21 protein-coding genes and 1 pseudogene are annotated in these 24,137 nt (G+C 60.9%); 15 read left to right on the top strand and 7 right to left on the bottom strand.

Annotated features, from left to right (window positions below):
- Positions 1–18 precede the first annotated feature (18 nt).
- Positions 19–690, top strand: a complete 672-nt coding sequence (locus tag VX159_RS03410) for a prepilin-type N-terminal cleavage/methylation domain-containing protein (protein ID WP_371324589.1) — start codon at positions 19–21, stop codon at positions 688–690.
- 81 nt (positions 691–771) lie between these two features.
- Here the strand turns inward: VX159_RS03410 and VX159_RS03405 are convergent, their stop codons facing one another.
- Positions 772–2,724 carry a monovalent cation:proton antiporter-2 (CPA2) family protein gene (locus tag VX159_RS03405; RefSeq protein ID WP_371324588.1) on the bottom strand — a complete coding sequence of 651 codons (1,953 nt, stop codon included), beginning with the start codon at positions 2,722–2,724 and terminating at the stop codon, positions 772–774.
- Positions 2,725–2,777: 53 nt separating this feature from the next.
- On the opposite strand from VX159_RS03405, the gene VX159_RS03400 reads away from it, so the two are divergent.
- The 9 genes and pseudogenes from VX159_RS03400 (at position 2,778) to VX159_RS03360 (ending at position 8,177) form a co-directional block, all read left to right on the top strand.
- A complete protein-coding gene (locus VX159_RS03400; protein ID WP_371324587.1) occupies positions 2,778–3,785 on the top strand; it encodes an SIS domain-containing protein in 1,008 nt (335 codons plus the stop codon).
- Positions 3,785–4,324, top strand: a complete 540-nt coding sequence (locus tag VX159_RS03395) for a KdsC family phosphatase (RefSeq protein ID WP_371324586.1) — start codon at positions 3,785–3,787, stop codon at positions 4,322–4,324. Before VX159_RS03400 ends, VX159_RS03395 begins: the two co-directional genes overlap by 1 nt.
- Positions 4,321–4,902, top strand: coding sequence for an LPS export ABC transporter periplasmic protein LptC (gene lptC, locus VX159_RS03390; protein ID WP_371324585.1), 582 nt, complete (start codon positions 4,321–4,323; stop codon positions 4,900–4,902). The genes VX159_RS03395 and lptC overlap by 4 nt, the downstream gene beginning before the upstream one ends.
- Positions 4,899–5,528, top strand: a complete 630-nt coding sequence (gene lptA, locus VX159_RS03385) for a lipopolysaccharide transport periplasmic protein LptA (RefSeq protein WP_371324584.1) — start codon at positions 4,899–4,901, stop codon at positions 5,526–5,528. Before lptC ends, lptA begins: the two co-directional genes overlap by 4 nt.
- 189 nt (positions 5,529–5,717) lie before the next feature.
- On the top strand, positions 5,718–6,272 hold the full coding sequence (locus VX159_RS03380) for a phasin family protein (protein WP_371324583.1): 555 nt from the start codon (positions 5,718–5,720) through the stop codon (positions 6,270–6,272).
- Positions 6,273–6,352: 80 nt separating this feature from the next.
- Positions 6,353–6,919, top strand: coding sequence for a phasin family protein (locus tag VX159_RS03375; RefSeq protein ID WP_371324582.1), 567 nt, complete (start codon positions 6,353–6,355; stop codon positions 6,917–6,919).
- 297 nt (positions 6,920–7,216) lie between these two features.
- Positions 7,217–7,366 (top strand): hypothetical protein, encoded by a 150-nt coding sequence (locus VX159_RS03370; RefSeq protein ID WP_371324581.1) that lies wholly within the window; start codon positions 7,217–7,219, stop codon positions 7,364–7,366.
- Positions 7,367–7,515: 149 nt separating this feature from the next.
- A pseudogene (locus tag VX159_RS03365) lies at positions 7,516–7,929 on the top strand (DDE-type integrase/transposase/recombinase); the annotation flags it as partial.
- Positions 7,930–8,063: 134 nt separating this feature from the next.
- Positions 8,064–8,177, top strand: coding sequence for an integrase core domain-containing protein (locus VX159_RS03360; RefSeq protein ID WP_371325485.1), 114 nt, complete (start codon positions 8,064–8,066; stop codon positions 8,175–8,177).
- A gap of 389 nt (positions 8,178–8,566) precedes the next feature.
- Here the strand turns inward: VX159_RS03360 and VX159_RS03355 are convergent, their stop codons facing one another.
- From VX159_RS03355 to VX159_RS03340, 4 genes are all read right to left on the bottom strand, one after another.
- Complete coding sequence (locus VX159_RS03355; RefSeq protein ID WP_371324580.1) at positions 8,567–9,634, bottom strand: porin; 1,068 nt, start codon at positions 9,632–9,634, stop codon at positions 8,567–8,569.
- A gap of 319 nt (positions 9,635–9,953) precedes the next feature.
- Positions 9,954–10,742 (bottom strand): indole-3-glycerol phosphate synthase TrpC, encoded by a 789-nt coding sequence (gene trpC, locus VX159_RS03350; protein WP_371324579.1) that lies wholly within the window; start codon positions 10,740–10,742, stop codon positions 9,954–9,956.
- A 19-nt stretch (positions 10,743–10,761) separates the two neighbouring features.
- Entirely contained in the window at positions 10,762–11,787 is a 1,026-nt protein-coding gene (gene trpD, locus VX159_RS03345; protein ID WP_371324578.1) for an anthranilate phosphoribosyltransferase, read from the bottom strand.
- Complete coding sequence (locus VX159_RS03340) at positions 11,787–12,356, bottom strand: aminodeoxychorismate/anthranilate synthase component II (RefSeq protein WP_371324577.1); 570 nt, start codon at positions 12,354–12,356, stop codon at positions 11,787–11,789. Before VX159_RS03340 ends, trpD begins: the two co-directional genes overlap by 1 nt.
- A gap of 252 nt (positions 12,357–12,608) precedes the next feature.
- Between VX159_RS03340 and VX159_RS03335 the strand changes: the two genes are divergently transcribed.
- The gene (locus VX159_RS03335) at positions 12,609–14,126 is read left to right on the top strand and encodes a methyl-accepting chemotaxis protein (RefSeq protein WP_371324576.1); all 1,518 of its coding nucleotides are present in this window, start codon (positions 12,609–12,611) and stop codon (positions 14,124–14,126) included.
- Between the two features lie 47 nt (positions 14,127–14,173).
- Here VX159_RS03335 and dnaE read toward each other — a convergent pair whose 3' ends face one another.
- On the bottom strand, positions 14,174–17,617 hold the full coding sequence (gene dnaE / locus VX159_RS03330; RefSeq protein ID WP_371324575.1) for a DNA polymerase III subunit alpha: 3,444 nt from the start codon (positions 17,615–17,617) through the stop codon (positions 14,174–14,176).
- A 127-nt stretch (positions 17,618–17,744) separates the two neighbouring features.
- Between dnaE and VX159_RS03325 the strand changes: the two genes are divergently transcribed.
- A complete protein-coding gene (locus VX159_RS03325) occupies positions 17,745–18,533 on the top strand; it encodes an enoyl-CoA hydratase (protein WP_371324574.1) in 789 nt (262 codons plus the stop codon).
- Between the two features lie 21 nt (positions 18,534–18,554).
- On the opposite strand, the gene VX159_RS03320 is transcribed toward VX159_RS03325, so the two are convergent.
- On the bottom strand, positions 18,555–18,989 hold the full coding sequence (locus VX159_RS03320) for a DciA family protein (RefSeq protein WP_371324573.1): 435 nt from the start codon (positions 18,987–18,989) through the stop codon (positions 18,555–18,557).
- Between the two features lie 18 nt (positions 18,990–19,007).
- On the opposite strand from VX159_RS03320, the gene VX159_RS03315 reads away from it, so the two are divergent.
- The 3 genes from VX159_RS03315 (at position 19,008) to argJ (ending at position 24,070) form a co-directional block, all read left to right on the top strand.
- Entirely contained in the window at positions 19,008–19,922 is a 915-nt protein-coding gene (locus VX159_RS03315; protein ID WP_371324572.1) for a M23 family metallopeptidase, read from the top strand.
- Between the two features lie 108 nt (positions 19,923–20,030).
- On the top strand, positions 20,031–22,742 hold the full coding sequence (gene secA / locus VX159_RS03310) for a preprotein translocase subunit SecA (protein WP_371324571.1): 2,712 nt from the start codon (positions 20,031–20,033) through the stop codon (positions 22,740–22,742).
- A 101-nt stretch (positions 22,743–22,843) separates the two neighbouring features.
- Positions 22,844–24,070: a bifunctional glutamate N-acetyltransferase/amino-acid acetyltransferase ArgJ gene (gene argJ, locus VX159_RS03305; protein WP_371324570.1), complete on the top strand. Its 1,227-nt coding sequence runs from the start codon at positions 22,844–22,846 to the stop codon at positions 24,068–24,070.
- The last annotated feature ends 67 nt before the right edge of the window (positions 24,071–24,137 follow it).

Here is a 24,137-nt window from a genome sequence, read left to right as displayed (position 1 = left end):
CCTTTACTGGAGACTGTCATGTCCCCCATCCTGTTTTTCCGCCGCCAAGCCGGCTTTACTCTGGTCGAAATCGCCATCGTACTGGTGGTGGTCGGATTACTCCTGGGCGGGGTTTTCAAGGGGCAGGAATTGATCGCCAGCGCCAAAGTCAAGAATTTTGCCCAAGACTTCCGCACCATCCCTCTCTATCTCTACGGCTATCAGGATAAATTCAAGTCCCTGCCTGGCGACGATCCGGCGGCCCCGCAGCATGTTTCCGGTGCGATACTGGCAAGTTGCGAAAACTGCCTCGGCAACGGCCAGATCAACGGCGCCTGGAACAGCAGCAACGCCGCAGACGAAAGCCGCTTGTTCTGGCAGCATATCCGCCTGGCCGGGTTGGCTACCGGCCCGACCGATCCTGCTGCGGCCGACTACCTGCCACGCAATGCCGACAGCGGCATCATCGGCATCAGCAGCGGCGCCAACTCCCCGATCAATGGCTTGCGCGGCAGCCATGTCGTCTGTTCGCAAGGCATTCTCGGCCGCCACGCCCGCCAGTTGGATATTGCAATGGATGACGGCAATACCGCCGGTGGTGCCTTGCAGACAATGAGCAACCAGGGAATCAATCAGAATACGGCAGCCAACCCGGTGGCTACCGCACAAATCATCGATGCCCAGCCTTACACCGTTTGCCTGGCCTTTTGACATCCCCGGCATCACCTGCCACGGTCGACGCCGGGAAAAGCCGGTTTTCCGGCGTCAACCGTGAACCGCGACCCAAATCGGCTATTGGTGCAACAAACGTTGCTCGGCCGCCTCCACGGCATCGGCAGCGCCAAGCACAACCACCACATCACCGGCCTCCAGCCGGGTTTCCGGAGCCGGCTCGACTGCCTTGATGCCCCGGCGGCGGATCGCACTGACCTCGCAACCCAGTCGAACCAGATCGATCTCGGCCAGGGTTTGTCCAACGGCTCGGGCCCCCGGCGTGAGCAACACCGAGTGCAGCCGCGACTGCCGGGCTTCCTCCTCATCGCGATCGGTCACCCCGCGATAATAACCACGCAACAGACTATAGCGCTTGGCACGAATGGTCCGGATCCTTTTCAGTACCCGGTTGATCGGCACCCCAACCAGCACCAGCGCATGCGAAGCCAGCATCAGGCTGGCTTCCAGCGTTTCCGGCACGACCTCGGCGGCGCCAGCCTTGCTCAGACGCTCCATGTCCCGGTCATCGGCAGTGCGCACCACCACTGGCAGCTCCGGCCGCAGCGACTGAACGTGATGCATGATTTTCTCGGCGAGACTGGTATCGGCCATGGTCACGATTACCACGCTGGCCCGCATCAGACCGGCAGCCATCAGCGCCTCCTTGCGCCCTGCATCGCCAAAAACCACGCTCTCGCCCCCGGCGGCAGCTTCGCGCACGCGGTCCGGATCGAGGTCGAGCGCAATGTAGCCAACCCCTTCCTGCCCCAGGAAACGGGCCAGGTACTGGCCATTGCGGCCGAAGCCGCAAAGGATCGCATGCTTCTCGGTAGTCATTGATTGCGCCGCGATCTGGGTCAGCTGCATCGAGCGCATCAACCATTCGCTAGCGACAAAACGCATCACCAGCTTCTCGCTGTATTGCACAATGAACGGCGCAATCAGCATCGACAGCACCAACACGGTCAACGCCACCTGTTCGACATTTTTCGGCAGGCCGGCAATTTCGCCGAGCAATACGAATCCGAACTCACCCCCGGCACAGAGCCACAGGGCCGAACGAATCGCATTGCCGGGGCTGGCTCCAAGTTGACGCGAAAGCAGGCCGACCACCAGTGCCTTGAGTACCAGCAGCGCTAGCAAGCCAAACAGCACCTGCCACCACAGGCCGACCAGAATCTGCACATCAAGACGGACGCCGATGGTGACGAAGAACAGCCCCATCAACACGTCGCGGAACGGCTTGATATCCTCTTCCACCTGCAGGCGGAACTCGGTTTCCGAAATCAGCATTCCCGCGACAAAAGCCCCCAGCGCCATCGACAGGCCAGCCAGTTCGGTAACGTAAGCCAGAGCCAGGGTAATCAGCAACACGTTGAGAACAAACACCTCGGGCGAGCGGGCGCGGGCAACGAAATGGAACCATTTGCGCATCAGCCGCTGGCCGAAGACCAGAATCACTGCCAGCACCACCACCGCCTTGAACAAGGCCAAACCAAGCAACATCGCCAGCTTTTCCGGCGGCTGGGTCAGCGCCGGAATCACCACCAGCAATGGCACCACGGCCAAATCCTGGAACAACAATACGCCCAGCACCTCGCGCCCATGCGGCGAATCGAGTTGCATCCGTTCGGCCAGCAACTTGGTCAGCACCGCCGTCGACGACATTGCGAACAGCCCGCCAAGCGCAATCCCGTGCTGCCAGGACACACCCAACAGGATCAACACCCCGGTGGCCAGCACCTGGGTCACCACCACCTGCAATAGCCCGAGCCCGAATACGATGCGCTTCATCGCGTACAGTTTCGGTAGCGAGAACTCGAGGCCGATTGAGAACATCAGAAAAACGACACCGAATTCCGCAAGATGCGAGGCCTTTTGCACATCGCCCATCAGGTTCAGCGCATGCGGCCCGATCAGACTGCCCACGGCCAAGTAGCCGAGCACCGGCGGCAGATTGAAACGGCGGAAAACAACAACAGCGAGGACCGAAGCCCCCAGCAACAGCAGGACAAGAGAAAGTGCGCTCAAGGGTGATTTTTTCGATTCGGGTATACTTCGCCCATCATAACCGCAGCCCGTCCATGAACCCAAGCCCGTCCGCCCCCATCGCTCCGAGCTTTGCGCCCGATCAGGCCCTGGCCCTGGGGCGCCGTACCCTGGCCATCGAAGCGGCCGCCGTCGCAGCGCTGGAAGCCCGTCTTGACGCCAGTTTTGTCGCCGCCGTAGGGTGTATTCTCGACAGCCCCGGCCGGGTCATCGTCAGCGGCATGGGCAAGTCCGGCCATATCGCGCGCAAGATCGCCGCCACCATGGCCAGCACCGGCACCCCGGCTTACTTCGTACACCCCGGCGAAGCCAGCCACGGCGACCTCGGGATGATCACTCGTGACGACGTGCTGCTCGCCCTCTCGAACTCTGGCGAATCGGAGGAGTTGCTGCGCATCGTTCCGGCCGTCAAGCGCCAGGGTGCCCGGCTGATTGCGATGACCGGAGCCCCGGGGTCGACCCTGGCCCGCGAAGCCGACATTCATCTCGACGCCGGAGTAGCGCAGGAAGCCTGCCCGCTGAATCTGGCCCCGACTGCCAGTACCACCGCAGCCCTTGCCCTGGGCGATGCGTTGGCCGTCGCGCTGCTCAACGCCCGCGGCTTCGGTCCGGAAGACTTTGCCCGCTCACACCCTGGCGGTTCGCTCGGGCGACGCCTGCTGACCCATGTCCGCGACGTGATGCGCGAACGCTCACGGGTCCCCTGCGTCAGCCGTGACACCCTGATCGGTGATGCGATTGTCGCCATGTCGCGCGGCGGACTCGGTCTGGTCGCAGTAACCGATCAGGACGACCGGCCACAAGGAATTTTCACCGACGGTGATTTGCGCCGGGCCTTTGAACGGCAACTTGACCTGCATACAGCACGGATCGGTGCAGTCATGCACCCCGCCCCGCACGCCATCCACCCCGAAAAGCTGGCCGTCGAGGCCGTTGAAATGATGGAACGACTGCGCATCAACGCCCTGCTGGTCACCGACCGCGACGGCCGCCTGGTGGGCGCCCTCAATATGCACGACCTGTTTACCGCCAAGGTCATCTGATGAAAGAAAAACTCGCGCAAGCCCGCGCCGCCCGCATCCGCCTGATTGCCTTCGACATCGACGGGGTGATGACCGATGGAGGCCTGCACTATACCGATGACGGGCATGAGCTAAAGACATTCAATGTTCAGGATGGCTTGGGCCTCAAATTGCTGCAAAGCGTCGGTCTGGAACTGGCAATCATCACCGGACGTAACTCCGGGGTCGTCGCCAAGCGCGCCGCCGATCTCGGCATCTCGCACGTCTACCAAGGTGTTGGCGACAAGCTCAGCGTTCTCGATCACCTGCGTCAAGAACTCGGACTCGACTGGGAGAACTGCGCTTTCATGGGGGACGACCTGATCGACCTGCGCGCGATGCACGCCTGCGGCCTCGCCATTGCACCAGCCAATGCCCGTCCGTTGGTCCGCGAGCAGGCCCAGTTACTGACCCATGCAAGCGGAGGCCAGGGCGCAGTTCGCGAAGCAGCCGAATTCATCCTTGCCGCACAAGACAAGTTGAGCGCCGCACAGGCCCCCTACCTGCCGACCCGGTCATGAAAATTTCCAGCAACCAGCTCTTTCCCCTGATCTTGCTGACCTTGCTGGCCGGCCTGACTTTTTTGCTGCAAAACGCAGTCGACCATGAAAATCCGATCAACAACGGCAAATTGCGGCACGATCCGGATGCGATTGCTGAAGACTTCGAAATCCGCCGCTTCAGCGAAAGTGGTCAATTGAAGTACCGCCTGCAAGCCCCGTATCTGGTGCATTTCCCGGATGACGACAGCTCCGAATTGCGCCAGCCGCGCCTTCTCACCCTGCGCGACAACGGTGAGCCGCTTGAACTCCGGGCTCACAACGCCCGCGCCAGCAGCAATGGCGAAACCGTTTATCTCTGGGGAGAGGTTACTGCCACCCGCCCCGGCAGCCCTGGGCAACCGGGTACGGTCGCCCGGATGCCCGACCTGACGGTTCAACCCGATCTAGGCATCGGCTTCACCGCCAGCCCAGTGCGCATCGACCAAGGCAGCTCATGGCTCCAGGGCACCGGGATGCGCCTCGACAACAACGCTGCTACCTTTACGCTGCTGTCACAAGTTCAGGGCAGCCACATCCGTCAACGAGATTCGCAATGAAACTGCGCCCCCTTTGCCTGTTACTCGCAACCCTGGGCAGCCTGCTCGCCGCCAGCACCGGCCATGCCGAACGCGCCGACCGCGACAAGCCGATGCTGCTGGAAGCCAACCGCGTCACCATCGACGATGCCAAGAAGCAGCAAATCCTTGAAGGTGACGTCGTGCTGACCAAAGGGACCTTGGTCCTCAAAGCCGAACGCATCGTCGTCAGCGAAGACGCCTACGGTTTCCAGAAAGGCATCGCCTTCGGCAGCCGCAACGGCCTGGCCCGTTTCCGCCAGAAACGCGAGGGACGGGACGAGTACGTCGAGGGCCAGGCCGAACGCATCGAGTACAGCAGCCGAGACGAAATTGCCGAACTCTTCCATCGTGCCTGGGTACGCAGCGGCGAGGATGAAATCAAGGGCGACTACATCTGGTATGACGCAATCGGCGAAAAATACATGGCCACCATCGGCGACCGGAAAACTCCCGGCACCCCGGCCGCACGAGTCCGCGCGGTTATCCAGCCGCGCAACAAGAGCATGCCAGAGGAACTCACCGCTGCCCCGACACCACGTAGCGACAGCCTGCAGCTGCGGGGAGCGAACAGCATCACACCGCCGGCACCAACACTCGCGGAGTAGCTTGCTGACAAGCCGCCACCCCCCTGATTTGTAACGCAAAAACAGGATTTGCTGCAGCGCACAAAAAAGAGGTTGACAGCATAGCAACGAACTCTATAATGATGTCTCATGATGCAGTGCAACATGAAGTATAAATGACTGTGCTGCCGGTTTTCGCCGCAATACATGATTTACATTCAGGAGATATCCATGTTCACCACCCCCGAGCAATTCGCTGCCGCCAACAAGGCTACCGTTGACTCCCTGCTGTCCCTGGCCAACACCGCCCTCGCTTCCGCCGAGCGCATCGCCGCTCTGAACCTGAACACCGCCCGCTCGGTCGTTGAAGACTCCGTCTCCGGCGCCAAGGCGCTGATGGGCGCCAAGGACGTTCAGGAAGCCCTGTCGATTCAGGCCTCACTGGCTCAGCCGAACGTCGAAAAGGCCGTCGCCTACTCTCGCTCGGTCTACGAAATCTCCGCCCAGACCCAGGAAGAACTGTCCAAGATGGTTGAGTCCCAGTTCGGCGAGTTCCAGAAGACCGTGGCCGGCCTCCTCGACCAGGCCGCCAAGTCCGCCCCCGCCGGCTCGGACGTTGCCGTTGCTGCAGTCAAGAGCGCCATCGCTGCCGCCAACTCCGCCTTCGACAACATGAACAAGGCTGCCAAGCAAGTCGCCGAAATCGCCGAAGCCAACGTAGCCGCCGCGACCAATGCCACCGTCAAGGCTGTAGGCGCCTCTGCCGCTGCTGCCAAAAAGAAGTAATTTGGGCTAAATTGATGAAAGCCCCTGCCTTGGGCAGGGGCTTTTTTCCATCCGCACCGCAACCAGACTGGAGAACCCTCATGAGCAACAATCTGGATCAACTGGCCGCCGCCCAGAAAGCCAACACCGAAGTGATGATGGCCTTGCTGCGCACTGCCTTCAACGGCCTGGAGCGCCTGACCGCGCTGAACATGGCTGCCTCGCGCGAGTTTTTCAACACCACCGTCGCCACCACCCAACAGCTGATGGGCGCCAAGGATGCAAATACCCTGGCCAAACTCAATAGCGAACTGGCCCGCCCGAATCTCGACAAGTGGATGGACTATTCACGCAGCCTCTATGAACTGGGTAGCGAGATGCAAAAGGAAGTCACGGCAGTGATGGAAGCGCAGTACAGCAGCTTCACCCAAAACGCCAACACAGCCGTCGCCAAGGCCAAGGCAAATACCCCGGTGGGCGGCGACATTTTTGCCGCCGGCATGCAATCTCTGCTCGACGCATCGAACAAGGCGTTCGGCAGCATGACCTCGATGGCCAAGCAATTGAGCGACATCGCCGAAGCCAACCTGAACACCGCCAGCCAAACCACCGCGCCAACCAAAAGCGCCACGGCAGCTGCAGCACGGAAAAGCAGCACCAGCAAATAAATAGGCAAATACCCACACCAAAGGCGATCCAAGGATCGCCTTTTTGTTGCCGTGAAACGCCACTTCGGAAATGCCTCCCTGTATTGACCCAGTAAAAATCTGCTCACGCGTTAGCCTTGAAGGAGTTTGACGATGAGCATGGTCATGGATGAGGAAATCAAATGCTGGACAGCCAAGCGCAAGAGCGCGTTGGTGAGTGAGATTGTGTAAGGCAAGCCGAGGATATCAGAGGCCAGTCGAGCCTTTGACTTGCCACCCTCGGAGATTGAAACCTGGGTTGATGAAGCCAAGCGGGGCATGGAGAACGCATTGAGAGCCAATCCGCTGGATATCCGGGAGCAGTACGAGAAGCAGATCAAAGCACTTCAGGAAGCCTACGGCGAAGCGATGCTGGAGCTACGTGCACGAAAAAAAACGCAGTCCCTGCTGGGCGAGGAAGAGAAGTGATCGAGATGATCCGCCAGGGACTCGACGGCATCGAAGTCTCGATCAACAAGCTGTGGCAGTAGTTCGAAGTGTCACGCCGTACGTTCTACTACCGGCCGGTGAAGTCGCCACCCAAAGTTCAGGAATCGCTGGTGGCACAGATCAAGACGATGATCGAGGAGAATCCCTCGTTTGGCTACCGGACGGTGGCGCATCTCCTGTCGATGAACAAGAATACGGTGCAGCGCATCTTCCAGATCAAGGGCTGGCGGGTCAGGAAGCGGGCGGTGGGTTTCCCGCCACGGATCGAAGCCAAGGTTTCAGCGCCAGAGAAGCCGAACGAGCGCTGGGCCACGGACCTCTGCCGGGTCTGGACAGGCCGAGACGGCTGGGTGACCTTGGCGCTGGTGGCTGACTGCTGTAGTCGCAAACTGTTAGGGTGGCCTTTATCCCGAAGCGGAAAATCCAGGACGGCCGAGTCTGCCTTGGAACAAGCCCTGATCTCTCGATTCGGAACGCTGGGCAAGGTAGATCAAACCTTCCTGCTCCGCTCAGACAATGGTTTGGTCTTCACTAGTCGCAGCTACACGGCGCTGGTCAAGAGTTATGGTCTGCAGCAGGAATTCATCACGCCCTACACGCCGCAGCAGAACGGCTTGATTGAGCGACTGATTCAGACGCTGAAGGAGCGTATGTCCATCGCTACCGTTTCGAGACCCTGCAGCATGCCTGTCGGGTCATTGGAGACTGGATTAATTTCTACAACCAAAAGCGCCCACATCAGGCACTTGGCATGAAAATCCCCGCCGAGGCGTATGCTTTAGCGAGATAAGTTGAGCAGGTTCTATTGGGTCAATACACCCCGGACCTCGCGCCCAACACCAAACACAAGATCCAAAGACCAGCCCCCCCCCTAAAACCCTCCGGTTGCAGGTGCCGTGCCGCTAAGGCTGAGACCAGGTTAGTTGGTTGGATGCACTCTTTCGGCTGGGCAGTGTGCCGCTCAGCGCAATTTTTTCTCTTTGTAGAGATGGCGCCGAATGAGGGGTCAGGCAGGAGCCAACCCAATCGCCGCAACTACCCTCTCGCCAAAACAGACTTCACCAAGTTGCCGATGACTTTGTCTATCGAGCCCCCCTGGCAGGGACACAAAAACAGGGACAAAAAAAAACGACCGCCTAAAGGCGGTCGTTTTTCTCAAACTAAACTGAACGAGTCAGATTAGAAGGAGTGACGGATACCGAACTGGAAGCCCTTCGGATCGTTGCCAGCAACAACACCACCGACGGAACCGGTAGCGGCGTTGTAGAAGTTGTAGGAAGCGCCAGCTTCGTTACGAACTTGAGCGTAGATGGCCTTCAGGACGGTACGCTTGGACAGGCTGTGCTCGTAACCAACGAAAGCGTGGGTAGCGCCGGTGTTGTTGACGTTACCGACGTCGCCAGCCTTGCCGTAACCGGCGATGACGGCGCCCTTGGCACCAACGTTGAACTTACCGTTCAGCAACCAGACGTTACGGGCGCTGTCGGTGCTGTCAGAGGTGTTGGCATCGGTGCGATCCCACAGCAGACCAACTTGGCCAGCGCCGAAGTTGAAGGTGCCGCCCAGACGGTGGCTCTTGGCCTTGGCATCGGTGTTGCCAACGACGTTGTCAACTTGGGTGTAGGCGTAGCCAGCGTAGAACGGGCCAGCAGCGTAGTTCAGACCCAGCGACCAAACGTTGTCGGTGCGAGCAGCGGTGTCCTTCTGCTCGGAACCAGCGCCCCAAGCAGCCAGAGCGGAGAAGCCGTTGAAGTTCGGGGAGATGTAAGCGATGGCGTTGGCGGTACGATCATCAACACCGGAGGTGGTGCCGGCGATCTTGCCGTACAGGGCGCCTTGGTAGCCGATGCCGGTAGCGCCGGAGTTGACGTCAACCTTGGCACCCAGAGCGCGGCCAGCAGCGGTCAGGTTACCAGCAACAACGGTACCGAAACCACCGGTCAGACCGACGTAGGTGTCACGGTTTGCACCGCCCCAAGCGCCAGCGGCGTCGCTGGTCAGGCCGCCTTCGATCTGGAACACAGCCTTCAGGCCGTTGCCCAGGTCTTCAACGCCCTTGAAGCCCAGGTAGGAGCTGTTGGCGGAGACGCGAGCGTCGTTCTTGACCTTGGTAGCGGCGGTGCTCTGGGAGGCGCCAACGTAGTCAAAGGTTGCATCCATGACACCGTAAACGGTGACGTTGGTTTGGGCGAAAGCAGCGGTGGAGGCCAGGCCGGCGACGGCCAGAGCGATCAGTTTCTTCTGCATCAAAATTTCTCCTTAGTGGTTAGTTTTGGTTTTCCCCGGGGGCAAAACCAAGCTTTACCTCTCGGATCGAGAAGTTGGGGGGATTCTGGCATACCCCTCTGGCAACACAAACGCCATTTGCCGCAAAACAAGACTCCATCCCCGACCCTGTTGCATTCCCGCAACACCCGGCCCGCAACAGCCACCCTCCTCTGGCTCCATTTACCCTTCTCTGTTGCCGGAGAAGACGCTAATCGCTTACAGGACGGACAGGGGTAACAAAAAAGCCGCAGCTTGCGCTTGCGGCTTTAACCCGCCCCCTCGGCTTGCCACCACCGTTTCAGGCAAACAGCCGAGCCAACTCCTGCCCAGGATCCTCTGCGCGCATGAAGGCTTCGCCGACCAGAAAGGAGCCGACCCGGTGACTCCGCATCAATGCCACATCCTCTGGCTTCAGAATACCGCTTTCAGTCACCACGATACGCCCTTCGGGAATTCTCGCCAGCAGGTCAAGCGTGGTCTGCAGAGTCACTTCGAAAGTCCGCAGGTTACGGTTATTGATGCCAATCAACGGAGTTTGCAACTGCAACGCAGCAGTCAGCTCATCGCCATCATGCACCTCGACCAGCACGGCCATACCCAATTGCTGAGCAACCTGCTCCAATGCCTGCATTTGCGGCAGATCCAGCGCAGCAGCGATCAACAGAATGCAATCAGCCCCCATCGCCCGCGCTTCAACCACCTGGTAGGCGTCGACCATGAAATCCTTGCGCAAGACCGGCAGGTGGCAAGCCGCGCGAGCCTCCTCGAGATAAGACTGAGCCCCCTGGAAATACTGCCGATCGGTCAGTACCGACAGACAGGCAGCACCGTTTTGTGCATAGCTGCGGGCAATTTCGGCCGGATGAAAATTTTCGCGAATCACCCCTTTGGACGGGCTGGCTTTCTTGATTTCGGCAATAACCGCCGGTTGACCGTGAGCAATCCTGTTGCGAATCGCCGCGACGAAATCGCGGGCTGGAGCCTGGGCCGCAGCCTCGGCTTCGAGCACAGACAACGGCTTGACTGCGAGCGCAGCAGCAACTTCCTCGTGCTTGGTGGCGACGATTTTTTTCAGAATATCCGACATCTTGTTCCGTTCAATGAAATTAGGCTGCCAGTCGCTGCGTACACTGCACGAACTGGTCGAGCTTAGTGCGCGCTGCACCGCTGGCAATAGCCTCGCGCGCCCGGGCAATACCGTCGCCGATACTATCGGCAACATTGGCGACGTAGAGCGCCGCGCCAGCATTCAGGCAAACGATTTCACGCGCTGCCCCCGGCTGGTTTTCCAGTGCCCCGAGCATCATTGCCTTTGATTCAGCGGCGCCATTGACCCGAAGGTTCCTGAGCGACAGCATCTGGAGCCCGAAATCCTCGGGATGCACCTCGTATTCGTGCACCTGCCCATCCTTCAATTCACCGACCAACGTTGCCGCCCCCAACGAAATCTCGTCGAGATTGTCCTTGCCATGCACGACCAACACCCGCTCAGCCCCCAAGCGCTGCATCACACGCACCTGAATCCCGACCAGGTCGGGGTGGAATACACCCATCAGCGTGTTCGGCGCGGCAGCCGGGTTGGTCAACGGACCAAGAATATTGAATAGTGTCCGCACTCCCATCTCACGACGCACCGGCGCCACATGCTTCATTGCGCTGTGGTGATTCGGCGCGAACATGAAACCGATCCCGGTTTCCTCGATGCATGCAGAAACCTGCTCTGGCGAGAGCATGATATTGGCGCCCAGCGCTTCGAGCACATCGGCGCTACCCGAACTGGATGACACGCTGCGCCCGCCATGTTTGGCCACCTTGGCACCTGCCGCTGCCGCAACGAAGATTGACGTAGTCGAGATATTGAAACTGTGGGCCGCGTCACCGCCGGTACCCACAATATCAACGAACCGTCGGTCATACGGGACCTTGACCGGCGTCGCCAGTTCGCGCATCACCGAAGCTGCGGCAGCAATCTCGCCGATGGTTTCCTTCTTCACCCGCAAGCCGGCGGTAATCGCCGCGATCATCACCGGCGACACCTCGCCGCCCATGATCTGGCGCATCAGCGAAATCATTTCATCGTGGAAGATTTCGCGATGCTCGATGACACGTTGCAAAGCCTCTTGCGGACTCATCACTGGTGCTCCAGAAGAAAGTTATTGAGCAGATCGTGGCCGCGCTCGGTCAGGATCGACTCGGGATGGAACTGAACGCCCTCAACCGCCAGGGTCTTGTGACGCACCCCCATGATCTCGCCGTCGTCCGTCCACGCCGTCACTTCGAGACATTCCGGCAAACTGCTGCGCTCGATCGCCAGCGAATGGTAGCGGGTACAGGTCAGAGGATTCGGCAAGCCACGAAAGACACCAACGTCCTTGTGATGCACCGGAGAGACCTTGCCATGCATCAACTGCTGCGCATGCACGATGCGGCCGCCGAAGGCCTCACCAATTGACTGATGCCCCAGGCAAACGCCAAGCAGCGGAATCTTGCCAGCAAATTCGCGAATCGCTGCCAGCGAAATACCAGCCTGTGCCGGCGCGCAGGGCCCGGGAGAAATCACCAGATATCGAGGCGCCAAACGGGCGATTTCAGCCACCGTGATCGCATCGTTGCGAAACACCCTGACCTCCTGCCCCAACTCGCCGAAATACTGGACCAGGTTGTAGGTGAAGCTATCGTAGTTGTCGATCATGAGCAGCATGAATCGTTTCCTTTATGGAGTAGCGGGCACGCGCGCCCTTGCTGCCGTCCCTGAAAACGCCGATCGCGGCCGGGTGCTGACGGCACCTTAAGGGCGCCGATTATCCAGCAGGCGCACGTCCCGTTCAAGTTTGCTGCAAGTAGTGGTAAAGGGATAAGTCTGCGCCTGTAGCAAGGCATCGGCCGGCAAGGTATGATCCGGCAACGACGAATTCCCCAAAAATACAAAATCGCAGAGGCAGGAGACTTATCCATGGGGCTGTTTGGCAACAACGCGGCAATCAACAAGATTGACCGCGACATTACGGCCATCGCCGAAGGGCGCGCCGATCTCTCACTCGCTGTTGGCGCCACTGGCAATGACGCTGCCGGCCGCATCTCGGCCAACATCAACCGCTTTTTCGCCAAGGTCCGCGACCTGATTTCTCATGCCCGTGAGCGCAGCGTCAGTATCGCTGCTGACGCTGCGCGCATGAATCATCTGGTACAACAGACCGACGATGCGGTCAGGCGCCAGGAACAACTGGCCGGCGAAGTTTTTGAACTGAGCAACCGGGTCAACCAGGCAGTTGGCGACGTCGCAAGCAACGCCGAGGCCATTCGAGGCTCGACCCAGAGCAATCTGGAGCTTGCACAGCGCTCGCTGAGCCAGATGGAGACCGTGGCAACCACGATGCGCTCGACCAACCAGCACATCGAGCATTTCTCGTCGACGGTTGGCGAACTGCACACCAGTTCGATGAAGATCAACGAGATCGTTTCGCTGATCAACGACATTTCCGACCAGACCAACCTGCTTGCCCTCAATGCAGCCATCGAGGCTGCCCGGGCCGGTGAAGCCGGGCGCGGCTTCGCCGTGGTTGCTGACGAAGTGAGGAAGCTGGCCGAGAAGGTCAAGACCGCGACCCAAGTCATCGGCCAGAATACCCAGTCGATGATCAACCTGGTGGCCGACACTTCGTCGAAGACACAAACCATTGTCGAGGAAGTCACCCGCGCTAACGAATACGTCGAAACTTCGGCCAGCGATCTGACGACGATGGTCGGCGAATTTCAGCAAACGGCCAGCCAGCTGACGACGATTGCCGACGCCATCCATAATCTGCGCGAGAGCAACCAGGCCATCCACCGCGAAGTCGAGGAAATCCGGGACCACTCACAGGATATTTCCGGACGGATGAAGCAGTGCATCGACTCGAGCAAGACCCTGCGCACCTCGACCGAAGACCTGCAATGCACGCTGGCCGACTTCCGCACCGGGAACAGCAAGTTTGACACCGTACATGACGGCTGCACCAGCTTCCGCGACCGCGTCAGCGCGATCCTGCAAGCGCTGCAAGCCCGCGGCATCAATGTTTTCGACCAAGCCTACAAGGACATCCCTGGCTCCAATCCAAAGCGCTACACCACCTGTTACGACGGCCAGTGCGACAAGGACCTGACCCGTCTTTACGATGCCCTGCTGACTGAAATGCCCGGACTGACCTACGCCCTGGCAGTCGATAACAAAGGCTACGCCCCGGCCCACAACAGCGTGTTTTCCAACCAGCCCTCCGGCGACCCGGCAGTCGACCTGGTCAAGTGCCGGCACAAACGGATTTTCAACGACCCGGTTGGGCTCAAACTGGCGCAGAATCAGAAGCCTTCGTTGTTCCAGACCTATGTTCGCGATACCGGCGAAATCCTCAACGACCTGTCGATGCCGATCGTGATCAACGGCCGCCACTGGGGCGCGGTGCGAATCGGTTTCAAAACCGACATGCTGCAGTAAGCAAACCGGGCAACCGGCTGACGACTCCCGGCCCGTTGCCCGAAAGCTCAGTAAACGATCTTGACGTTTTCCGGCTGGAGCCAAGCCCCCAAGGCTTCCAGCAGGTCATCCTCAAGCCGGACCCGTAAACCGGGCCCCAGGCGGAACTGACACTCCGCCGCCGGCCCGCAATAATTTACTCGCACCTCGGCCGGGCCGGGTGCGAAGGGCTGCAACAGGGCCTTCAGCTTGCGCGGGTCCTGCCCGCTGACCATTTTCAGCAGCAAATGCTTGGAAAAACGGGCACGAGCCTCGCCCAGGGTCAGCAGCTTGTCGGCCACGACGCGGTTGCCGCCGGAAAAATCGTCGTAACTGACCTTACCCTCGACCACCAGCACCTCATCGGTGACGATCTTGTGCCGCTCGGCATCGTACAGTTCATTGAATACCGAGACCTCGACCATTGCCGTCCCGTCATCGAGCTGGATGAACAGCATTTTGCCGCGCCGGGTCATCTGGGTGCGCAGACCGACCACCAAGCCAGCCAGCACGGTCAATTCCTTGGCCGGCTCCAGGCGATTGAGCGGCCGCCGGACAAAGCGCGACAGTTCAGCCTTCGAGGTGTTGTAAGGATGGCCGGAGAAAAAGAAACCGAGCGCGGTCTTTTCCTGCATCAGCTTTTCTTTTTCAGCCCACGGACGCACGTTGATGTATTCCGGCGCATGGTCTTCGGCGACATCGGCGAGGTCGAAGAGGCTGGTTTGCAAGGCATTGCGTTCGCATTGTTCGGCGAATTCAAGCGCTACACCGACCGAGGCGAGCAGCTTGTGGCGATCGGCATCGATACTATCGAAGGCGCCGGCACGGATCAGCGCCTCGATGGTGCGGCGATTGACCTGGCGCTTGTCGCAACGCTGGCAGAAGTCGAACAGGTCCTTGAACGGACCGCCCTTGGCCCGCGCTTCAAGAATCACGTTCACCGCCTGCTCGCCAGTTCCTTTGACCGCGCCGAGGCCGTAGCGGATGGTTTCACGGTCGACCGGCTCAAAACGGTAATTTGATGCATTGACATCCGGCCCCAGCATCTTCACCTTGTTGGCGATGGTGTCTTCGTAGAAGATCTTGACCGTGTCGGTGTTGTCCATGTCCGACGACAGAGTCGCCGCCATGAAGGCTGCGCAGTGATAACGCTTGAGCCAGGCGGTGTGATAAGTCACCACCGCATAGGCGGCAGTGTGCGACTTGTTGAAGCCGTACTCCGCGAACTTGGTCATCAGGTCGAACAACTGTTCGGCCAGCGCCGGATCGTAGCCCTTCTCCTTCGCCCCTTCGGCGATGGTGGTCCGGTGCTTGGCCATTTCCTCGGGCTTTTTCTTGCCCATCGCCCGCCGCAGCATGTCGGCACCACCGAGCGTGTAGCCGCCGATGATCTGCGAAATCTGCATCACCTGCTCCTGGTACACGATGACGCCGTAAGTCGGCGACAGGCAGGCGGTCAGGTCGGGGTGGAAGTAGTCGATTGCCTGCTGGCCCTTTTTGCGCAGGATGAAGTCGTCCACCATCCCTGAGCCAAGCGGGCCGGGACGATAGAGCGCCAGCACGGCGATGATGTCTTCGAAACGGTCGGGTGCCAGCTTTTTCAGCAGCTTCTTCATCCCTTCCGATTCCACCTGGAAGATCGCGGTGGTGTTGGCGTCCTTCAGGATCTGGTAGGCACCGGGGTCTTCGAAACCGAGCGCCATCAGGTCGAGGCGCTGCCCGGTCATGCGTTCGATGTAGTCGAGTGCCAGTTCGATAATCGTCAGGTTGCGCAGACCGAGGAAGTCGAACTTGACCAGACCGGCCTTTTCCACGTCGTCCTTGTCGAACTGTGAAACCGGCGAGGCGTCGGCGCCGGTGGCCTGGTAGATCGGGCAGAAATCGGTGATCCGCCCCGGGGCGATCAACACCCCGCCGGCGTGCATGCCGACGTTGCGGGTCAAATCCTCAAGGCGCCCAGCCAGGTCGAACAATTCGCGGATGCTCTCGCCGTCCTGTTCGTCGCTCAGCATATCCTTGAGCGCCGGTTCCTGCTCCAGTGCCTCGGCCAGCGATACCGGCTTGTTGGCCTGCACCGGGATCAGCTTGGAAATCCGGTCGCACATCGAGTACGGCAGGTCGAGCACGCGCCCGACGTCGCGCACCACCGCCTTCGACGACATGGTACCGAAGGTGGCGATCTGCGACACCGCATCGGCACCGTAGCGCTGGCGGACATACTCGATCACCCGCCAGCGGTTGTCCTGACAGAAGTCGACGTCGAAGTCGGGCATCGAGACCCGCTCCGGGTTGAGGAAGCGTTCGAACAGCAGCGCGTAGGCCAGCGGGTCGAGGTCGGTGATCCCCAACGAGTAGGCGACCAGCGAGCCGGCACCGGAGCCCCGGCCGGGCCCGACCGGGACGCCGTTCTGCTTGCCCCAATTGATGAAGTCGGCCACGATCAGGAAGTAGCCGGGGAAGCCCATCTGGATGATGGTATTGCACTCGAACTCCAGCCGGGCCTCGTATTCCGGCCGCTTTTCCTCGCGCACCACCGCATCCGGATAGAGCTGATGCAGACGCAGTTCAAGACCGGCCTTGGCTTCGGCGACCAGGAAATCGTCGAGGCTCATCCCGGCCGGCGTTGGAAAGTCGGGCAGAAAGTTCTTGCCCAGAGTCAGCTCGATATTGCAGCGTCGGGCGATTTCGACGCTGTTTTCCAGGGCCTCTGGCAGATCGGCGAACAATTCGGCCATTTCGCCCTGGGTCTTGAAATACTGCTCTTCGGTATAGGGACGTGGCCGCCGCTTGTCGCCCAGCACATAGCCTTCGGCGATGCAGACCCGGGCTTCGTGCGCCCGAAAGTCATCGCGCGCCATGAACTGAATCGGGTGGGTCGCGACCAGCGGAATCCCGGTCTCACCGGCCAGGTCGGCGGTCTGCTGCACCATCGCTTCCTGTTGCGGCTGCCCGTAGCGCTGCACTTCCAGATAGAACGCTCCAGGGAACAATGCCGCCCATGTTCGCGCCCGCTCGCTGGCGAGGTCGAAGTTGCCCATGCTCAGTGCTTCGCCAACGTCGCCATGCTGCGCCCCGGACAGCGCGATCAAGCCATCGCAACCAACCTCGGAGAGCCACTCGCGGCGCAATTCAGCATGCTCACGCCGGGCATCGACCACATAAGCCCGGGTCAGCAACTCCGACAACTGCCGGTAGCCGCTGCGGTTGCGCACCAGCAGTAATAAACGATACGGACTATCCGGCGCATCCGGGTTATGAATCCAGGCGTCGGCGCCGGCAATCGGCTTGACCCCTTTACCACGGCAGCCGGTGTAGAACTTGACCAGCCCGAAGAGGTTGGCGAGATCGGTCAGGGCCAGGGCCGGCATGCCGTCGGCAGCGGCTTTCTTGATCGCGTCACCGACCCGGACAATGCCATCGGTGACTGAATACTCGGAATGCAGGCGGAGGTGTACGTAGCGCGGGGAATTCATCGGCGGGATTTTACCGCGCCGGCCGCTGCCGACGGTTTTCAATTGCGTCGGGCTGGGATAGATTGTCCGCTTTCATAACAAGCGGCTAATACACCGAGTGCCGCGCACTGTAAAAGGAGACTGCTCGATGAGCGAAGAAAATTTGCCGGTTTTGCGCGTTGACCGTGAAAACGGCCTGACCACCCTGACCCTGAACCGCCCCAGCCAGTTCAACTCGTTGTCACAGGAAATGCTGACCGCGCTACAGTCCGAACTCGATGCCATTGCCGCCAACCCGGCGATCCGCGTCGTGGTCATTGCCGCCGCCGGCAAGGCTTTCTGTGCTGGCCACGATCTCAAGGAAATGCGCGCCAACCACAGCAAGGAATTCATGCAAGCGCTATTCCGCCAGTGCGGCCAGCTGATGCTCAGCATCACCCGTATGCCACAACCGGTCATCGCCCGGGTACACGGTATCGCCACCGCCGCTGGCTGCCAACTGGTCTCGATGTGCGACCTCGCGGTCGCCGCCGATGTCGCCCGCTTCGCCGTCTCCGGGATCAATGTCGGCCTGTTTTGCTCAACCCCGGCGGTCGGCCTGGCCCGTAACCTTGGACGCAAGGCGGCGCTCGAAATGCTGCTCACCGGCGAATTCATCGACGCCATGGAAGCGCGGACCAAAGGCCTGGTGAACCGCGTGGTCCCGGCCGATGCGCTCGACAGCGAGGTCGAACGTCTGGCGCAGGCAATCATCAGCAAGAGCGCCGTCGCCGTCAAAATGGGCAAGGAAATGTACTACCGGCAACTCGAAATGGGCCTGGTCGAAGCCTACGACTACGCCGCCGAAGTGATGGCCTGCAACATGATGACCGAAGATGCCGGCGAAGGCATCGATGCCTTCATGCAGAAGCGTCCGCCAGTCTATTGCGGCCGCTGACCGAGCCGGAACACAGCTGCCTCAACTGCCGCCCTGACGCCTTTGCGCAAGCCGCGCCAGCGCCTCGCGCAAAGGCCCCGGCGGCAGGCCGGCAGCCAAGGCCCCGACCCGGTCGCAAGCCGCGCCCGACAAGCCTTTAGGCAACGAAGACCTTGATTGAAAAGGACTTTGCCGGGGTTGAACTTTGACTTCGATGCCGCTACACTGCGTCCCTCCCCTCGATAATTCGTCGCACAAACGCTGGCTCATCTGCCGGATTTTGGCTGCGACCGCGCCGTTTTCGGCGAGGATAACCACTACCCCCAACCGGAAATTGGCCACTCGGGCGGCCTGACGAAACGCCAGCGGCGCCACCGCTTCGAAGCGGCGGGCAAGCTTATGCAACAGGCGGGCGTGCGCCAGAACCTGGGCGCTGCCGCCATCGCGTTCAAGGAAATGCTCGGGGTTTTGAATCATTGCTTACGGAGGTTACAAGTGCAGATCATCCTGGTATCGCGCCACCTCAAAGAGGCGCGCACACTGACCATTATGCCTTGGCATCTCGCCGCCGCGCTGGCGGCGTTCATGGTTCTGGTCTTCGCCACCTCGGCCTTCTTCTCCTGGCTGTCGGTACGCTACCGCCTCCCCCTGGTCGAGGAACTGATGGTCAGCCTGCACCAGCGGGAAATCCACAAAACCCAGGAGTACATCCACAACAATCTGGAGTTGATGGCCAATCGCCTTGGCGAACTGCAAGCCCAGGTCCTGCAGCTTGACCATGTCGGCGAACGCGTCTCCGACCTTGCCGGCGTCAAGCGCGAGACCCTGCGCAAGACTGCGGCGCAGGGCGGCCCCTACATACCAGCACCGCTTTCGGCCGGCGAACTGCAACGGGAAATCAGCGCCTTGGCCAGCCAGGTCGAGCACCGGAATGGCGAATTCGCCGAACTGGAAGCGCGCCTGCTGGAAAAAAAGGTCAAGGAACGCCTGTTGCCCACCACCATTCCAGTCAAGGACGCACTGCTCGGCTCACACTTCGGCTTCCGCAGCGACCCCTTTGCCGGCCGCCTGGCGATGCACGAAGGACTGGATTTCAATGCTCCGACCGGCACCCCGGTAGTGGCAGCTGCCGACGGCGTGGTGATCGCCGCCGAATACGCCAGCGATTTCGGCAACATGATCGACATCGACCACGGCGACGGCCTGATCAGCCGCTACGCCCATCTCTCCCGCTTCAAAATTCAGGCCGGCCGCCTGGTCCGCCGCGGCGAACCGATCGGAGAAGTCGGCAGCACCGGCCGCTCGACCGGCCCGCACCTGCATTTTGAAGTCCGCATGCATGGGGTTCCGCAAAACCCGGCGATCCTGCTCAAGCTGCCGCCAAAATTGGCCAACGCCAGCCTGCGCTAAGCCAACCGCAGCGATCCCGGACTTGACCTGGATCGCCCTTTTGCCTCTCGGGGCCATGCTAGAATCGGCGCTTTGCCGCTTCTGGCACCACGTTGTCCTTAACACGCGATGATTTCCGGCCTACTCAAAAAGATTTTCGGCAGCCGCAACGACCGGCTGATCAAGCAATATTCCCAGACGGTCAAGCGTATCAACGCCCTCGAACCGCAAATCCAGGGATTGTCCGACGAAGCACTGCGGGCCAAAACCGACGAATTCCGCCAGCGGCACAGTAATGGCGAATCGCTCGACGACCTGCTGCCGGAAGCCTTCGCGGTAGTGCGCGAAGCCGGCAAACGCGTGCTCGGGATGCGCCATTTCGACGTGCAGATGATCGGCGGCATGGTCCTGCACTACGGCAAGATCGCTGAAATGCGCACTGGCGAAGGCAAAACCCTGGTCGGTACGCTGCCCGCCTACCTCAACGCCATATCCGGCAAGGGCGTCCATGTGATCACAGTCAACGATTACCTGGCCAGCCGCGACGCGGAATGGATGGGACGTTTGCACCGTTTTCTCGGGTTGACCGTAGGCATCAACCTGTCGCAGATGGATCACGAGGCGAAACAGGCCGCTTACGCCGCCGACATCACCTACGGCACCAACAACGAATTCGGCTTCGATTACCTGCGCGACAACATGGTCTATAGCGCCGGCGAACGGGTGCAACGCGGCCTCAATTTTGCGATTGTCGACGAAGTGGACTCGATCTTGATCGACGAAGCGCGGACGCCGCTGATCATTTCCGGCCAGGCCGACGACCACACCGACCTCTACCTGGCAATGCGCCAGGTCGTTCCCAAGCTGGTCCGCGCCGAGAGCGAAGAGGGCGAAGGCGACTTCTGGGTGGACGAAAAAGGCCATCAGGTCCACCTCTCGGAAACCGGCTACGAGCACGCCGAAGCCCTGCTCGCCGAACACGGCCTGCTCAAGGAAGGCTCCAGCCTCTACGACGCCGCTAACATCACCCTGATGCACCATCTGAACGCCGGCCTGCGCGCGCAAACGCTGTTCCACAAGGACCAGCACTACGTCGTGCAGAAGGGCGAAGTGGTCATCGTCGACGAATTCACCGGCCGCCTGATGGCCGGTCGCCGCTGGTCCGATGGCCTGCACCAGGCAGTCGAAGCCAAGGAAGGCGTCGCCATCCAGGCCGAGAACCAGACCCTGGCCTCGATCACCTTCCAGAACTACTTCCGGATGTACGGCAAGCTGTCCGGGATGACCGGCACCGCCGACACCGAAGCCTACGAATTCCAGCAGATTTACGGCCTCGAAACCGTCGTCATTCCGACCCATCGCCCGATGCAGCGCAAGGACATGAACGATCTGGTGTTCAAGACCGGCGAGGAAAAGAACGCCGCGATCGTCGCCGACATCCGCGACTGCCATCAGCGCGGCCAGCCGGTGTTGGTCGGTACCACCTCGATCGAGGCCTCCGAACTGCTGTCACAGCTACTTGACCGGGAAAAGCTGCCGCACCAGGTACTCAACGCCAAGCAGCACGCCCGCGAAGCCGAAATCGTCGCCCAGGCCGGGCGCCCGGGAATGATCACCATCGCCACCAACATGGCCGGTCGTGGCACCGACATCGTCCTCGGCGGCAATATCCAGAAGCAGATTGACGCCATCGAGGCCGATGAAGCCCTCAGCCCCGCCGACAAGGAAGCGCAAGTGGCGGCCCTGCGCGCCGAGTGGCGCCAGGTGCACGATCAGGTGCTGGCCGCCGGCGGCCTGCACATCATCGGCTCCGAGCGCCATGAATCGCGGCGCATCGACAACCAGTTGCGCGGCCGCTCCGGCCGCCAGGGCGATGCCGGCTCCTCGCGCTTCTACCTGTCGCTCGACGACCAGTTGCTGCGCATCTTCGCCGGCGAACGCCTGCGCGCGATCATGGACAAGCTGAAGATGCCCGAGGGCGAGGCCATCGAGCACCCGCTGGTGACCCGCTCGCTGGAATCGGCACAACGCAAGGTCGAAGGCCGCAACTTCGACATCCGCAAGCAACTGCTCGAATACGACGATGTCGCCAACGACCAGCGCAAGGTGATCTATCACCAGCGCAACGAACTGCTGGAAAGCGACGACATCGCCGAAACCATCGCCGCGATGCGCCAGAGCGTGATCGCCGAGATTTTCCGCAGCCATGTTCCGGAAGAATCGGTCGAGGAACAATGGGACCTCGCCGGCCTCGAACAGACCCTGCTCGCCGATCTCCAGATCGAAGCCCCGGTAACCCAGTGGGTCAAGGCCGAGCCGACGCTGACCGACGAGGAAATTCTCGGCCGGATCATCGCAGGCGCCGACCAGGCCTACGCTGCCAAGGTCGAACTGGTCGGCGAGACCACCTTCCGCCAGTTCGAACGCAACGTCATGCTGCAGAGCCTGGATAGCCACTGGCGCGAGCATCTGGCAGCACTGGACCACCTGCGCCAGGGGATCCACCTGCGTGGCTACGCGCAGAAGAACCCGAAGCAGGAATACAAGCGCGAATCCTTCGAACTATTCGAAACCCTGCTCGACGTGATCCGCCGCGAGGTTACCCGGATCGTGTTCACGGTACAGATTCGTACCGCCGAAGATGTCGAGGAAACCGCGCCGCACGCCGATGTGCACAATGTTCAGTACCAGCACGCCGATTACGACGAAGCGCTGGGCCAGGACGACAATCCGGCGGCTGATACCGGCGAAGCCGCGCAGACCCCGAAAATCGGCCGCAACGACCCTTGCCCCTGCGGCTCCGGCAAGAAATACAAGCACTGTCACGGTAAACTGAACTAGCACGCAGTTCAGCCAGCGGTGATCAGTCTTTAACTGTTGTGCAACCCGGAGGCCAGCCAATCGCTGGCCTCGATCCTATCCACTCGATTCTGGATCCTCACATGCCCGTCAATTACACCACGCCTTCCGCCGAGCAACTTTTCCCGGTCGCCGGGGTGCGTCTTGGTACCGCCGAAGCCGAAATCCGCAAAAAGAACCGCCGCGACCTGACCCTGATCGAGTTGGCACCGGGAGCGACGGTGGCCGGCGTGTTCACCCAGAACCGCTTCTGCGCCGCGCCGGTGCAGCTGTGCCGCAAGCACCTGGCCAGCGGCCGCGAAATCCGCGCGCTGGTGATCAACACCGGCATCGCCAACGCCGGCACCGGCGAACCCGGCCTGGCTGCAGCGCAAGCGAGCTGCGCCGCCGTGGCCGAAACGCTGGGCATCGCCCCGGAACAAGTGCTGCCCTTCTCGACCGGCGTGATTCTCGAATTGCTGCCGGTCGACCGCCTGATCGCCGGTTTGCCTGCCGCCCGTGCCGACCTCGCCGCCGACCACTGGCATGCTGCCGCGCACTCGATCATGACCACCGACACGGTCGCCAAGGCCGCTTCGCGCAAATTCACGGTCAACGGCCAGGAAATCACGATTTCCGGCATCTCCAAGGGTGCCGGCATGATCAAGCCGAACATGGCAACCATGCTCGGCTACCTCGCCACCGACGCCGGCATCGCCCAGCCGCTGCTCGATGCGCTGGTCAAGGAAGCCGCCGACGCCTCGTTCAACTGCATCACCGTCGATGGCGACACCTCGACCAACGATTCCTTCGTGATGATCGCCACCGGCCAGTCCGGCCTCGCTTTTGCCGATGGCAGTGAAGCCGGCTGGGCCGAGGTCAAGGCGGCGCTGATTGCGGTGTCCGTCGAGTTGGCACAAGCCATCGTCCGCGACGGCGAAGGCGCGACCAAGTTCATCACCATCGCCGTTGAAGGCGGCAAGGATGCCGAGGAATGCCGCAAGGTCGGCTACGCCATCGGCCACTCACCGCTGGTCAAGACCGCCTTCTTCGCCTCCGACCCCAACCTCGGCCGGATCCTCGCCGCCATCGGCTATGCCGGCATCGGCGACCTCGACGTCGACAGCATCCGGGTCTGGCTCGACGATGTGCTGGTCGCCGAAAAGGGCGGCCGCGCCGCCAGCTATCAGGAGGCCGACGGCGCCCGCGTGATGCAGCAGGCCGAAATCACCGTCCGCGTCGACCTCGGACGCGGTGCGGCCGCCGCCAAGGTCTATAGCTGCGATTTCTCCTACGATTACGTCAAGATCAACGCCGACTACCGTAGCTAAACCCGCAGCCCCTGAGCCGCCCGGCTGGTCCGGGCGGTTTGCTTTGGTAGTACCTCCCCAGCCTCGC

This window comes from Dechloromonas sp. ZY10 (assembly GCF_041378895.1).
GTDB classification, from domain to species: domain Bacteria; phylum Pseudomonadota; class Gammaproteobacteria; order Burkholderiales; family Rhodocyclaceae; genus Azonexus; species Azonexus aquae.
The sequence above is the reverse complement of the archived record's forward strand: the minus strand, read 5'-3'. Positions and strand labels throughout refer to the sequence as shown.